Here is a 12,706-nt window from a genome sequence, read left to right as displayed (position 1 = left end):
CAGGCTAGTCGAGGGTCAGCAGGCCCTGTTCGGACACCACGCTGACGGACAGTGTCTTGTACCCCACCTCGTCGAAGAGAACCGTCATCCGGTCCTCCTCGTAGCTGAGCACCAGCCCGGACCCCCACTCCGGGTGCCGGACCTGGCTGTGCACCGGGAAGGGCCCGACCGCGCCGTCGTCGGGGGCGCTGGTGCCGGCGTGGCAGTTGTCGCAGTGCCCGCAGACCTGCGTCATCTGCTCGCCGAAGTAGGCCAGCAGGGTCTGCCCCCGGCACGCGGTGGTCTCGGCGAAGGCCCGCATCATGTCGGTACGCGACCGGGTCACGCTCTGCTGCCGCTCCGCCTCGGCCAGGGCCGCTGCGGCGGCGTCCACCGGGGTGGGAGAGTAGCGGGGGGCACCGATGCGCTGCCTCGCCCGGGGTTCGGCCGCGCCGACCTGCTCCAGCAGGGCCAGGTACTGGCCGAGCTTGCGCGGGCCCAGGCCGGTGACCTCCCGCAGCTCCTTCTTGGTGCGCGGCTTCCGGCGCAGCAGCGCGGACAGGTCGCGCAGCTCCGTCTCGTCCGGCAGCCCGCCACTGAAGAAGCGTTGCAGCCCCACGTCCTCGGCCTGCCAGAGCAGCAGCACCCGGGCCGGGGCACCGTCCCGGCCGGCCCGGCCGATCTCCTGGAAGTAGCTGTCCGGCGAGTCGGGCAGCGCCATGTGGACCACCCAGGCGATGTTGGGCTTGTCGATGCCCATCCCGAACGCCGACGTGGCCACCATGATGGGCACCCGGTCGGCGAGGAACGCCTCGTGCAGCTCGGCGCGGGCGCCGGCCGCCATGCCGCCGTGGTAGTGCTGCGCCGGGAACCCGGCGTCGGTGAGCCGGGCCGACAGCTCCTCGGCGGAGCGCCGGGTGGGCACGTAGATGATGCCGGGCCGCGTGTCGTCGCGCAGCAGGGCGATCAGCCGCCGCCACCGGTAGTCCTCCGTCGGGCAGTGGGCGACCTCGACGAACAGGTTCGGCCGGTCCAGCCCGGAGACCACGACCTCGGGCTCGCGCAGCCGCAGCCGCGCGACGATGTCGTCGCGTACGGGCGGCGAGGCCGTGGCCGTCAGCGCCACCACCGGCGGCCGGCCGATGCCGTCGATGAGGTGGCCCAGCGCCAGGTAGTCCGGGCGGAAGTCGTGCCCCCACGCGGAGATGCAGTGGGCCTCGTCGATCGCCACCAGCGCCGGCCCCAGCGACCTCACCTCGGCCATCCGGTCGGGGTTGGCGAGCTGCTCCGGGGTGATGAAGAGGAACTCCGCCCGCCCGTCGCGGATCTCGGCGATCGCCTCCGCCTGCTGCGCGGGCGACTCGTTCGAGCTGATCCGCACCGCGCGCAGCTCCGGCCGCTGCCGCTCGTTGAGCGCCGCGATCTGGTCCTGCTGGAGGGCGAGCAGCGGGGAGATCACCACGGTCGGGCCGGGGATCAGGCTGGCCGGGATCTGGTAGATCGCCGACTTGCCGGCGCCGGTGGGCAGCACCACCAGGGCGTCGCGGCGCTTCATGACCGCCCGCATGGCGGCAAGCTGGTGGGGCCGCAGCGTGGTCCAGCCGAAGAGGCTCTTCGCCGCGCGGCGCAGCGTCGTCGAGTGCGTGGACAGTTTCATCGAGGGCCGGAGGTACCCGCCGTGATCAGCGGCGAAACCGCGGTTCGGTGTGGCGTGGGCGAGTCCGGCGTGCAGGGCCTCCGGGGCAGCCCGTGGCGCCTGGCACGGGCATGCCCCGGGTGTGGTCGCGGGCACCCGCGCCTCGCGGCGCGGGTGCCCGTGGCCGGGGCTCAGCGCAGGCGTGGCAGCACCTCGCGCTGGTAGAGGTCGAGCAGGCCCTGCCAGTTCGGGCCCGTGTTGGCCACGTAGACCTCGTCGAAGCCGGCCTTGGCGTACTCCTCGATCTTCGCCAGGTGCGCGTCGGCGTCCCGCCCGCAGACGAACGCGTCCTTCATCATCTCCGGCCGGACCAGCTCGGCGGCCTGCTCGAAGTGCCGGGGCGAGGGCAGCACCTGGGACAGCTCGCCGGGCACCCCGGCGTTCGGCCACCGCTCGTACGCGATCCGCATCCCCTCCTCCTCGGTCTGCGCGTACGCCGCCTTGAAGCCGGCCTGGCAGGGCTTGTCGCCGCCGCCGCCCTCGCGGAACCGGCGCACCAGTTCGGCGTCGGGGGACGTGTTGACGAAGCCGTCGCCGATCCGGGCCGCCAGGTCGACGGCCTTCGGGCCGAAACCGGAGACGTAGACCGGCGGGGGAGTGTCCGGCAGCGTGTAGATCCGGGCGTGCTCGACGGTGTAGTGCCTGCCGTGGTGGTTGACGAAGCCGCCCCGCCACAGCTCGCGCATCACCTCGACGGCCTCCTCCAGCATCTCCAGCCGCACGTCGGTCTGCGGCCAGGCGTCGCCGAGGATGTGCTCGTTGAGCGCCTCGCCGCTGCCCACCCCGAGCACGAAGCGGCCGGAGTGCATGACGGCGCTGGTGGCCGCCGCCTGCGCCACGACGGCCGGGTGGAGGCGCACGGTCGGGCAGGTCACGGCGGTGGTGACCGGGAGCCGGCAGACCTGGCTGAGCGCGCCGATCACCGACCAGACGAAGGGGCTCTGCCCCTGCGCGTCCGTCCAGGGGTGGTAGTGGTCGGAGATCCAGAGCGCCTCGAAGCCGGCCCGCTCGGCGCCGCGCGCCTGCTCCAGCAGCTCCGCGGGCGCGTACTCCTCGGTGGACAGAAAGTAGCCGATCCTCATCGTTCCCCCTCGCCGTGTCGTACCGGGTCCAACGAGGCAGGCGGTACCCCGGTGGCCGCGCAAGGAACCGGCCGGCCGACGCGGGCGGGATTCAGCGCCGGAACATCGCGCGGATCGCGGCGATCAGCAGCAGGCCGCCGACCACCAGGCCGAGCAGGCGTACGCCGGGAATGTCGGCCGGGCTCGTCGCGTCGGCCAGCAGCAGGGCATCCATCCCCGAACTGTCCCCAGCTCCGCGCCGGACGGCAACTGTAAGGTTTATTGACTATTTCATCGCGCGATGTGACCATGGCAGCACCGCCCGCCGGTGGCGGGCCCGCCGGGCGCGGGAGAAGACGGGGGTACGACGACCGCATGAGCCAGCGAGACATCAGCCAGCACGCGGGCGGGTCGGCGTGAGCGGGCGCGCCCGCCCCGGCGGCGGCGCGGCGGCCGACCCCGCCCGACCCGGAGGGCACGGCGGGACGGCTCGCCGCGACGTGGCCGAGGACGGCCGGCCGGTCGCCCCCTGCCGGGCAGGGGCCGCGGCGTGAGCACGGGGAGCCTGGCGGCCCTGGCCGCCGCCGTCCTGCAGCCCGGATTCGTCGGCACCACCCCGCCGCCCTGGATCTGCCGCTGGCTCGGCGAGGGCCTCGGCTCGGTGGTGCTCTTCGCCCGCAACGTGGTCGACCCGGAGCAGGTGGCCGCGCTCACCGCCACCCTGCGCGCCGAGCGTCCCGACGTCGTCGTCGCCATCGACGAGGAGGCCGGCGACGTGACCCGGATCGAGTCCGCCCGGGGCAGCTCCCGGCCGGGCAACTTCGCCCTCGGGGCGGTGGACGACCCGGCGCTGACCGAGCAGGTCGCCCGGGACCTCGGCGCCGACCTCGCCGAGCTCGGGATCACCCTGAACTACGCGCCGGACGCCGACGTCAACTCCAACCCGGCCAACCCCGTGATCGGCGTCCGTTCCTTCGGCGCCGAGCCGGCACTGGTCGCCCGGCACACCGCCGCCTGGGTGCGGGGCCTGCAGGCCGGCGGGGTCGCCGCCTGCGCCAAGCACTTCCCCGGGCACGGCGACACCCGCGTCGACTCGCACCACGACCTGCCCTGGATCACCGCCGACCGGGCCCGCCTCGACGCCGTCGAGCTGGCCCCGTTCCGGGCCGCCGTGGCCGCCGGGGCGCAGGCGGTGATGACCGGCCACCTGCTGGTCCCGGCGCTCGACCCGGAGCTGCCGGCCACCCTCAGCGGCCGGATCCTCGGCGGGCTGCTCCGCGACGAGCTGGGCTTCTCCGGCGTCGTGGTCACCGACGCGGTGGAGATGCGGGCGGTCGCCGACCGGTACGGCTTCGCCGGCGCCGCGGTGCGCGCCCTCGCTGCCGGGGCCGACGCGGTCTGCATCGGCGGGGAACGCGCCGACGAGGAGTCGGCGCGGCTGCTGCGCGACGCCGTCGTGGCCGCCGTCGTCGCCGGCGACCTGCCCGAGGAGCGCCTCGCGGAGGCGGCCAAGCGGGTCGGCCAGCTCGCCGCCTGGACGGTGGGTGTCCGCGCCGACCTGCCGCCGCGGCCCCGCCCCGGGGCCGAGGGCTCGGCGGTCGGGCTGGCCGCCGCCCGGCGGGCGCTGCGGGTCACCACCGCGCCCGCCGGCGTCGGCGCGCTGCCGCTGACCGGCCCGGTGCACGTGGTCGAGTTCGAGCCGCCGCGCAACATCGCCATCGGCCCCGAGACGCCCTGGGGCCTGGCCGCCCCGCTGACCGCCCTGCTCGCCGGCACCACCACCGTCCGCTACGCGGAGGCCGACGTGCCCGTCGACCCGACCGTCGGGGCGGCCGGCCGGTGCGTGGTGCTGGTGGTGCGGGACCTGCACCGGCACGGCTGGATGCGGGCGGCGGTGGGCCGCGCGCTGGCCGCCCGACCGGACGCGGTCGTGGTCGAGCTGGGCGTGCCCGAGGAGGTCACCGGCGCGGTCCACGTCGCCACCCACGGCGCCACCCGGGCCGCCGCCCGGGCCGCCGCCGAGCTGCTGACCGGCCGCTGACCGCCCGCCGGCCCGCTGACCGCCCGCCGGGCCGTCGGGCCGCTGGCTGACCCGTCCGCCGGGCCGCCGGGCCGTCCGCCGGCTTGCTGACCGTCCGCCGGCTTGCTGACCGTCCGCCGGCCCGCCGGCTGCCTGGCGGGCCGGCGGGCGAACGCCGACCCGCGCCGATCCGCCCGGCCGTCCCGCTAGGCCTCGACCTCGACCAGGTCGGCGTACTCCGGGTGGCGGTCGATGAAGGCGGAGACGAACGAGCAGCGCGGCACCAGCGTCGCGCCGCGCTCGCGGAGCTGGTCGAGGGTGCCCCGGACCAGCGCCGCCCCGACGCCCATGTTCTGGAACTTCGGGTCCACCTCCGTGCGGGTGAAGACCAGCACCTCCCCGCGCGGCTCGTACGCGGCGAACCCGGCCAGCGCGTCGTCGACCAGGATCTCGAAGCGGTGCTCGGCGGGATTGTCCTCGACCAGGGTGCTCACCCCGCCATTCTGCCCCCGGCGCCGGCGAGCCGGTCGAGTTCGGCGAGCAACCGGTCCACCTCGTCGGCGGTGTTGTAGTGGTAGATGCTGGCGCGCACCGCGCCGCCGCTGTCCCGCAGCCCCATCGTCTGGAAGTACTCGTAGGCGTAGTAGTCGCCCGCGGAGAGGCAGAACCCGGCCGCCCCCAGCTCCTCCTGGGTCCGCTGCGGGCAGAGCCCGGCCAGCCGGAACGACACGGTCGGGCAGCGCCGCGCGGGGGAGCCGAGCACCCGGACGGCGGGCAGCGCGGCGAGCCCGGCGAGCAGCCGGTCCAGCAGCGACTCCTCGTGCGCCCGCGCGGCGGCCAGCCCGGCGCGCAGCCGGTCGCGGCGGCCGCCGGTGGCCGCCGGGTCCAGCCCCGCCAGGTGGTCCACCGCGGCGGTGACGCCGGCCAGCAGCGGGAAGCTGGGCGTGCCGTACTCGAAGCGCTCGGGGACCGCGTCGGAGGAGGGCAGCAGCTTCGCCGGACGCAGCCGCTCCCACGTGGTCGGGTCGGCCACCATCGCGGCCAGGTGCGGCCCCGACCACTTGTAGGCGCTGGTGACCAGGAAGTCGGCGCCCAGCGTGGCGAGGTCGGTGGGGCCGTGCGGCACCGAGTGCACTCCGTCGACGCAGACCAGGGCGCCGGCGGCGTGCGCGGTCTTGGCGATGGCGGCCACGTCGGGGACGGTGCCGATCGCGTTGCTGCCGGCGGTCACCGCGACGAGGCGGGTGCGCTCGCCGACCAGGTCCGCGTACTGGCCGGCCGGCAGCTCCCCGGTGTCCCGGTCGAACTCGGCCCAGCGCACCGTCGCGCCCGCCGCCTCGGCGGCCTGCGCCCACGGGCGGACGTTCGCGTCGTGGTCGAGCCGGGAGAGCACCACCGCGTCGCCGGGCCGCCAGCTCGCGCCGAGGGTACGGGCCAGCGTGTAGGTCAGCGCCGTCGCGCTCGGGCCCAGCACCACCCCGTCGGGATCCGCGCCGAGCAGGTCCGCCACCGCCGCCCGGGCCGCGGCCACCATCTCCAGGGACCGCCGGCCGGGCGTGAACGCGGAGCTGCGGTTGCCCACCGCGGCCCGCATCGCGTCGGTGACCGCGTCGACCACGGGCGCGGCGGTCTGGGTGCCCCCGGCCCCGTCGAGGTGGACGAAGCCCTCGGCCAGGGCGGGGTAGGCGGCGCGGGTGCGGGCGATGTCGAAGGGCATGCCGGGACCCTAGCCCCGTCGGCCACCGCCACCGTGCCGTCCCCCACGCCGGGCCGTCCGTACCCCGCGCCGTCCTTGACGACGGGGACGGCCCGTATCCCGCGCCGAGGTGCCCGCACCCCACGCCGTTCCCATGTCGAGGCGGCCTCCGGACCGCCGTGCGGTGCCCGCCCACCTCGGCGGATGATCACCGCGCTGCCGGTGTCGCGGGCGTCTCGTACCCTTGGCGGGGTGACGAACCGACGCGTTGACTCCCCGCTGACCCCCACCCGCCGGGCCGCCGGTCTGCTGGCCGGCCTGGCGCTCGGCGTCGCCCTGCTGGCCGGCTGCAGCTCCGAGGGCGCCCGCACCGACTGCGGCCTGGACGCCTGCACGGTGACCTTCGACCGGGGCGTCGAGGCCAGCGCCACCATCCTCGGCGTCGAGGCCAAGCTGGTCGGCGCGCAGGGCGACCAGGTGACCGTCGAGGTCGCCGGCGAGCAGCTGTCGCTCACCACGGGCCAGCAGGCCACCGAGGTCGGCGGGTTCTCGGTGACCCTGGACAGCGTCACCGACCAGGAGGTCAAGATCCGGGTGGCGCGCAACGCCGGTAACTGACCCGCCCCGAGGGTGGCGGTGGCCGACGTTTGGAAATCTTCCTATTCGGTGATTGTGGCGCCATGTCACTCACCCGGAACGCCGAAGCCACCGCCTCCCGCACCGCGAACAGCAGGTGGCTCGAACTGTTGGCCCGTGCCGGTTTCATCGGTTACGGCATCGTGCACCTCTTGTTCGCCTGGTTGGCGCTGCAGATCGCGTTCGGGAAGCCCGCCGACGACGGCGACCAGTCCGGCGCCCTGCGCACCCTCGCCGCCCAGCCGCTGGGCAAGTTCCTCGTCGTCACGATCTCGGTCGGCCTGCTCGCCATGGCGATCTGGCAGGCGCTTGAGGCCGCCGTCGGGCACCGCGCCGAACGCGGCAAGGAACGGATCTGGGAGCGGCTGGCCTCGCTCGGGCGGACCATCGTCTACCTCTACTTCGCCTGGACGGCCTTCAAGGTCTTCTCCGACGCCAGGTCGAACAGCGCCGACCAGCAGGAGGCGCTCACCGGCAAGGCGATGGAGTCCTCGGGCGGCCGCTGGCTGGTCGGGCTGGCCGGGCTCGTGCTCGCCGCGATCGGCGTCGGCCTGGTCGTCTACGGGATCGTCAAGCGCTTCGAGAAGCACCTGAAGACCGGCGAGATGAGCCCGAAGACGCGCCAGCTCGCCCGCCGGCTCGGCATCGCCGGCTACGTCGCCAAGGGCATCGCGTACGGCATCGCCGGCCTGCTGATCATCGTGGCCGCCGTGAACTACGACCCGGAGAAGGCTCGGGGCCTGGACGCGGCGCTGCGCACGCTGCGCGACCAGTCGTACGGGCAGCTGCTGCTCACCCTCGTGGCGCTCGGCATCGCCGCCTTCGGCCTGTTCTGCTTCCTCCAGTCCCGGTACCGCAAGGTCTGATCCTGGTCGATTCCGGCGAGGCCGGGCACCATTGGGCCTTTGTGCCCGAAGCGCCACCGCCCGGTCCGACAGGAGGAGAGAACCTGTGCAGAGCTACCTCGGAACGATCGTCGCCGCGCTCGCCGCGGCGGCGATCGCTCTCTTCGTGGTCGAGGTCGGACACCGGGTGGTCCGGCGGCTCGGCCGGCGCTCGCTGCTGCTGACCGAGCTCACCGAGCACGCGCACCGGTCGATCCAGGTCGCCGCCACCGTCCTCGCCGTGCAGTTCGCCGTCCGCCTCAGCACCGGCTACGCGGTCGGCGAGCAGTGGCGGCGGGTGCTGCTGCACGCGCTGGTGCTCGCCGTGATCGCCAGCGCCGCCTGGCTGGTCGCCTCGCTGCTCGTCGTCGCGGAGGACACCGCGCTGGCCCGGTTCCGGGTGGACGTGCCCGACAACCGGCACGCGCGGCGGGTGCGGACCCAGGTGGTGATGCTGCGCCGGTTGACCATCGCGGTGATCGTCGTGCTCGCCGTCGGCGTGATGCTGATGACCTTCCCCGCCGTACGCGGCATCGGCGCCGGCGTGCTGACCAGTGCCGGTGTGGTCGGTGTGGTCGCCGCGCTGGCCGCGCAGAGCCTGCTGAGCAACGTCTTCGCCGGCCTCCAGCTCGCCTTCAGCGACGCGGTCCGCCTCGACGACGTGGTGGTGGTCGAGGGGGAGTGGGGCCGGATCGAGGAACTGACGCTCAGCTACGTCGTGGTGCAGATCTGGGACGACCGGCGGCTGATCCTGCCCACCTCGTACTTCACCAGCAAGCCCTTCCAGAACTGGACGCGGACGGAGGCGGCCGTGCTGGGCACCGCCGAGTTCGACGTCGACTGGGCGATCCCGGTGCAGGCGATGCGGGAGGAGCTGCGCCGGCTCGTGGAGAGCACCGAGCTGTGGGACGGCCGGGTCTGCGTACTCCAGGTGACCGACGCGACCGGCGGCATGATCAAGGTACGCGCGCTGGTCAGCGCCGCCGACGCCGGCAGCCTCTGGGACCTGCGTTGCCTGGTCCGCGAGCACATGGTCGCCTGGATCCGCGACCACCGGCCGACCGCGATGCCCCGGCTGCGCACGGAACTCGGCGACGCGGAGAGCAACCTGCCCTGGCAGTGGGTGCGGCCCCGGCGGCCGGTGCGCCGCCTCGCCGACGGCGAGGTGCCGGACGACGCCCGCGTCTTCGGGGGCAGCGACGACGGCGACGCCCGCAGCGAGGCGTTCGTCGGCCCCGACGAGCCCGCCGAGGCCCGCCGCTGACCCGTCGCTGACCCGTCGCCGCCGCCCACCGGAGCCCTCGCCGCCTCACGCGTGCGAGGGCTCCGTCGTCTCCGCCGTGACCCGTGGGGGGTGGGGGCGGTTGGTGGTGTGGGTGGGTTGGTGTGCCGGCGGGGTGCTCGGGCGTGTTGCGGTGGCTCGGGAAGTTTGACCGGGCGTTTCGTGGGGACCTGCTGCGACGACGCTTCTGCACCTCCTCCCGCGCGCCGTCCACGGCACGAGGGACGCGGCGGCCCGGCTCACCGGCGGCCGCGCAGGATTGGCGGGCGGCGACTCCGGGCATACAGCGCGGTGATGACGAAAGGAGGACAGCATGGCTGACGTGGCGAACGCCCGCACATCCCGCACCGGGAGCGAGCCGTCCACCGCCGAGCTGGTGCAGCGGGCCACGGAGCAGGTCTCCCGCCTGGTCCGCGATGAGCTGGCCCTGGCCCGCGCGGAGCTGACCCAGAAGGGCAAGCATGCCGGCATCGGCATCGGGCTCTTCGGCGGCGGCGGGGCGCTGGCGCTCTACGGCCTGGGCGCCCTGGTCGCCACCGCGATCCTGCTGCTCGATCTGGTGCTGCCGGCCTGGGCCGCGGCCCTGATCGTCGCGGTGGTGCTCTTCGCGATGGCCGGCATCCTCGCCCTGGTGGGCAAGAAGCAGGTCAGCCAGGCGGTCCCGCCGGTGCCGGCGGCCACGGTGCGCAGCGTCCGGGCGGACGTGGACACGGTCGCCGCCGCCGTGAAGGACAGGGGACGGGCATGACGACGGGCAACGGCCGGGGCAGCGGGGACACCGAGGCGCTCCGGGAGGAGATCCGGCGGACCCGGGTCGAGCTGGGCGAGACCATGGAGGCGTTGGCCGCCAAGGCCGACGTCAAGGCGCGCCTGAGGTCGTCGGCCGACCAGGCGAAGGAGCGGATGCGGGAGCAGGCCGCGCACACCGTGGCCCGGGTACGCGGGCAGGCGGCGCAGAAGGCCCAGCTCGCGCGCGGGCAGGCGCAGGAGAAGGGGGCGGTCGTCCGGCGTAACCCGACGCCGTTCGTCGCCCTCGCGGCCGGCGCGGTCGTCGCCGCCGTCGTGCTGATGATCGTTCGGGGGAGGCGCAGGTGAGCAGGAACATCGGGAGGGCCGCGTACAAGCCGGTCGGCGTGCTGATGGGCATCGCCGCCGGTACGGTCGCGGGCGCGATCTTCCGGCAGGTGTGGAAGATGACGGCGGGCGACGGCGAGGCGCCCAGCGCCACCGACGAGGACCGCGGCTGGGGCGAGGTCCTGGCGGCGGCGGCGTTGCAGGGCGCCATCTTCGCGGTCGTCCGGGCGGCCGTGGACCGGGGCGGCGCGGTGGGCGTACGCCGGATGACCGGGCGTTGGCCCGACTGAGCGGACGCGCGCGGCAGGCCCCGCACCGCCACGGCGGTAAGGGGCCTTTCGCATGCCGGTAAGGGCCCGCCCAGCGGATCTTCGGCATCCGTCAGGTCACATGTCGGAGAAATTCGTCGGGTAGGCTGTGCAGAGTTTTCGCTACGTGGTTTGCTGTTCCACGCTGTTGAGAGACAGCGTGGGTTGAGAGAAGTCTCCTTCATTGGGGGCCGCCTCAGGCGCCGCTGCTCGAAAACGGCCAATCGGCCGCACGGCGTGCTCGGCCGCCAGTTTTAGAAGGAGATACACATGGCGCAGGGAACCGTGAAGTGGTTCAACGCTGACAAGGGCTTCGGCTTCATCACCGTCGACGGCGGGGGTGCTGACGTGTTCGTCCACTTCTCGGCCATCCAGACCAGCGGCTACCGCACGCTGGAGGAGAACCAGCGGGTGGAGTTCGAGATCGCCCAGGGTCAGAAGGGTCCGCAGGCCGAGCAGGTCCGCCCCATCTGAGCACTCATGGCCGGCAGCCGTCGGCCGGTGGTTGATCCGGCGCCCGGATCACCAGTGAAGCCCCGTATCCCGCCCGGGATGCGGGGCTTTCCGCGTACGCGCGCCGGCCACGCGGCGGCGGGCGTGCCGCCCTAACCGCCTGCCGTCCCAGCGGCGGCGGGCGTGCCGCCCCTGCCCCTCAGCGGCGGCGGCGGGCGCGCAGCCCGAACCAGAGCGTGACCAGTCCGATCAGGACGACGACCGGCCCGACGACCGCCCAGACCCGCTGGTCGGTCATCACGCTGCCCTCGACGTAGCCGAGGCCCTGCACCGTCCAGACCGCCCCGCCGACCACGGCGAGCAGCCCGAGCGTGAGCGGCAGCCACCCCTTCATCGCGACTTCCCTCCGTCGTGCGCCGCCCGGCCCCTGCCCGCCGCCTCACCCGCGCCCCGCGCCGGAATGCGGTGCCCGCCGACGCCTCCCGCGCCGGCGGCAGCCGTCCCCGGCGCGCGTCCAGCTGTACGCCCGGCACCCGCGCCGGCGGCGCGGCCCGCCACCGGCCGCCCGGCACCCGCGCCGGCGGCCCGGCTCACCACCGGTCGTGCACCCGAGGCCGGACCAGTTCGTCGTAGACCGCCGCCACCGTGGCCCGCTCCCGCTCGGACAGCGGCGCCTGGTCGGCCACGGCGGCGTTGCCCCGCGCCTGGGCGGCGTTCCGGGCGCCGGGGATGACCACGGTGACGCCGGGCTGGTCGACGACCCACCGCAGCGCGAACTGGGCCATGGTCCGCCCGTCGCCGACCAGCGGCGCCAGCCGGCGTACGGCCGCGAGGCCCAGGTCGAAGTCGACGCCGGAGAAGGTCTCGCCCACGTCGAACGCCTCGCCGTGCCGGTTGTAGCTGCGGTGGTCGTCGGCGGCGAAGGTGGTGTGCTCGTCGTACCGGCCGGAGAGCAGGCCACTGGCCAGCGGGACCCGGGCGACGACGCCGACACCGGCGGCCGAGGCGGCCGGCAGTACCCGTTCGAGCGGCTTGTGCCGCAGCGCGTTGAGGATGATCTGCACGCTCGCCACGCCGGGCCGGGCGATCGCGGTGAGCGCCTGGTCGCAGGTCTCCACGCTGACCCCGTAGCCGGCGACGCGCTCCTCGGCGACCAGCGTGTCGAGTGCGTCGAAGACGGCGTCGTCGGCGAACACCGCGCTCGGCGGGCAGTGCAGCTGCACCAGGTCGAGCACGTCCACCCCGAGGTTGGCCCGGGACCGGTCGGTCCACTCGCGGAAGTGCGCCAGGGTGTACGCCTCGGGCGTCTGCGCGACGCGCCGGCCCATCTTGGTGGCCACGGTCAGCCCGGCGTCGGGCCGGCCGCGCAGGAACCGCCCGATGAGCTGTTCGCTGCGCCCGTCGCCGTAGACGTCGGCGGTGTCGAGGAAGGAGACGCCCGCCTCGACGGCGGCGGTCAGCACGGCGGTGGCGTCGGCCTCGCTTACCGTGCCCCAGTCCGCGCCGAGCTGCCAGGCGCCCAGCCCGATCACCCCGACGTGCCGCCCCAGTCGCGGGAAGGTGCGCTGCTCCATGCCACCGAGCCTAGTGATCGGCTTGTGGGACCGCGCGACGGGC

The 12,706-nt window shown here is 74.7% G+C and carries 15 protein-coding genes; 8 read left to right on the top strand and 7 right to left on the bottom strand.

The window, feature by feature from the left end; genetic code table 11:
- Positions 1-4: 4 nt before the first annotated feature.
- From GA0070606_RS05925 to GA0070606_RS33665, 3 genes are all read right to left on the bottom strand, one after another.
- Entirely contained in the window at positions 5-1,636 is a 1,632-nt protein-coding gene (locus GA0070606_RS05925) for a RecQ family ATP-dependent DNA helicase (RefSeq protein WP_091095775.1), read from the bottom strand.
- Between the two features lie 170 nt (positions 1,637-1,806).
- Entirely contained in the window at positions 1,807-2,757 is a 951-nt protein-coding gene (locus GA0070606_RS05920) for a TIGR03557 family F420-dependent LLM class oxidoreductase (RefSeq protein ID WP_091095773.1), read from the bottom strand.
- A 91-nt stretch (positions 2,758-2,848) separates the two neighbouring features.
- Positions 2,849-2,971, bottom strand: a complete 123-nt coding sequence (locus tag GA0070606_RS33665) for a hypothetical protein (protein WP_281190591.1) — start codon at positions 2,969-2,971, stop codon at positions 2,849-2,851.
- Positions 2,972-3,286: 315 nt separating this feature from the next.
- Between GA0070606_RS33665 and GA0070606_RS05915 the strand changes: the two genes are divergently transcribed.
- Positions 3,287-4,777, top strand: a complete 1,491-nt coding sequence (locus GA0070606_RS05915) for a glycoside hydrolase family 3 protein (protein ID WP_091095771.1) — start codon at positions 3,287-3,289, stop codon at positions 4,775-4,777.
- A 185-nt stretch (positions 4,778-4,962) separates the two neighbouring features.
- Here the strand turns inward: GA0070606_RS05915 and GA0070606_RS05910 are convergent, their stop codons facing one another.
- On the bottom strand, positions 4,963-5,250 hold the full coding sequence (locus tag GA0070606_RS05910) for a GNAT family N-acetyltransferase (protein WP_091095770.1): 288 nt from the start codon (positions 5,248-5,250) through the stop codon (positions 4,963-4,965).
- The gene (locus GA0070606_RS05905) at positions 5,247-6,473 is read right to left on the bottom strand and encodes a cysteine desulfurase-like protein (RefSeq protein ID WP_091095768.1); all 1,227 of its coding nucleotides are present in this window, start codon (positions 6,471-6,473) and stop codon (positions 5,247-5,249) included. Before GA0070606_RS05905 ends, GA0070606_RS05910 begins: the two co-directional genes overlap by 4 nt.
- A gap of 231 nt (positions 6,474-6,704) precedes the next feature.
- Here GA0070606_RS05905 and GA0070606_RS05900 point away from each other — a divergent pair, with 231 nt between their 5' ends.
- The 7 genes from GA0070606_RS05900 (at position 6,705) to GA0070606_RS05870 (ending at position 11,110) form a co-directional block, all read left to right on the top strand.
- A complete protein-coding gene (locus GA0070606_RS05900) occupies positions 6,705-7,070 on the top strand; it encodes a hypothetical protein (RefSeq protein WP_091107355.1) in 366 nt (121 codons plus the stop codon).
- 62 nt (positions 7,071-7,132) lie between these two features.
- Complete coding sequence (locus tag GA0070606_RS05895; RefSeq protein WP_091095766.1) at positions 7,133-7,954, top strand: DUF1206 domain-containing protein; 822 nt, start codon at positions 7,133-7,135, stop codon at positions 7,952-7,954.
- Positions 7,955-8,039: 85 nt separating this feature from the next.
- Complete coding sequence (locus GA0070606_RS05890) at positions 8,040-9,236, top strand: mechanosensitive ion channel family protein (protein WP_091095764.1); 1,197 nt, start codon at positions 8,040-8,042, stop codon at positions 9,234-9,236.
- A gap of 331 nt (positions 9,237-9,567) precedes the next feature.
- A complete protein-coding gene (locus GA0070606_RS05885; RefSeq protein ID WP_091095762.1) occupies positions 9,568-10,002 on the top strand; it encodes a phage holin family protein in 435 nt (144 codons plus the stop codon).
- Entirely contained in the window at positions 9,999-10,349 is a 351-nt protein-coding gene (locus tag GA0070606_RS05880) for a DUF3618 domain-containing protein (RefSeq protein ID WP_091095760.1), read from the top strand. The genes GA0070606_RS05885 and GA0070606_RS05880 overlap by 4 nt, the downstream gene beginning before the upstream one ends.
- A gap of 8 nt (positions 10,350-10,357) precedes the next feature.
- Positions 10,358-10,618 (top strand): DUF4235 domain-containing protein, encoded by a 261-nt coding sequence (locus GA0070606_RS05875; RefSeq protein ID WP_425413084.1) that lies wholly within the window; start codon positions 10,358-10,360, stop codon positions 10,616-10,618.
- 288 nt (positions 10,619-10,906) lie between these two features.
- Positions 10,907-11,110: a cold-shock protein gene (locus GA0070606_RS05870; protein ID WP_007075740.1), complete on the top strand. Its 204-nt coding sequence runs from the start codon at positions 10,907-10,909 to the stop codon at positions 11,108-11,110.
- A 178-nt stretch (positions 11,111-11,288) separates the two neighbouring features.
- Here the strand turns inward: GA0070606_RS05870 and GA0070606_RS05865 are convergent, their stop codons facing one another.
- Positions 11,289-11,483, bottom strand: a complete 195-nt coding sequence (locus GA0070606_RS05865; RefSeq protein ID WP_091095756.1) for a hypothetical protein — start codon at positions 11,481-11,483, stop codon at positions 11,289-11,291.
- Positions 11,484-11,679: 196 nt separating this feature from the next.
- Positions 11,680-12,663 carry an aldo/keto reductase gene (locus GA0070606_RS05860; RefSeq protein ID WP_091095754.1) on the bottom strand — a complete coding sequence of 328 codons (984 nt, stop codon included), beginning with the start codon at positions 12,661-12,663 and terminating at the stop codon, positions 11,680-11,682.
- Positions 12,664-12,706: the final 43 nt, after the last annotated feature.

The sequence above is a fragment of the Micromonospora citrea genome (assembly GCF_900090315.1).
GTDB classification, from domain to species: Bacteria; Actinomycetota; Actinomycetes; order Mycobacteriales; family Micromonosporaceae; genus Micromonospora; species Micromonospora citrea.
The sequence above is the reverse complement of the archived record's forward strand: the minus strand, read 5'-3'. Positions and strand labels throughout refer to the sequence as shown.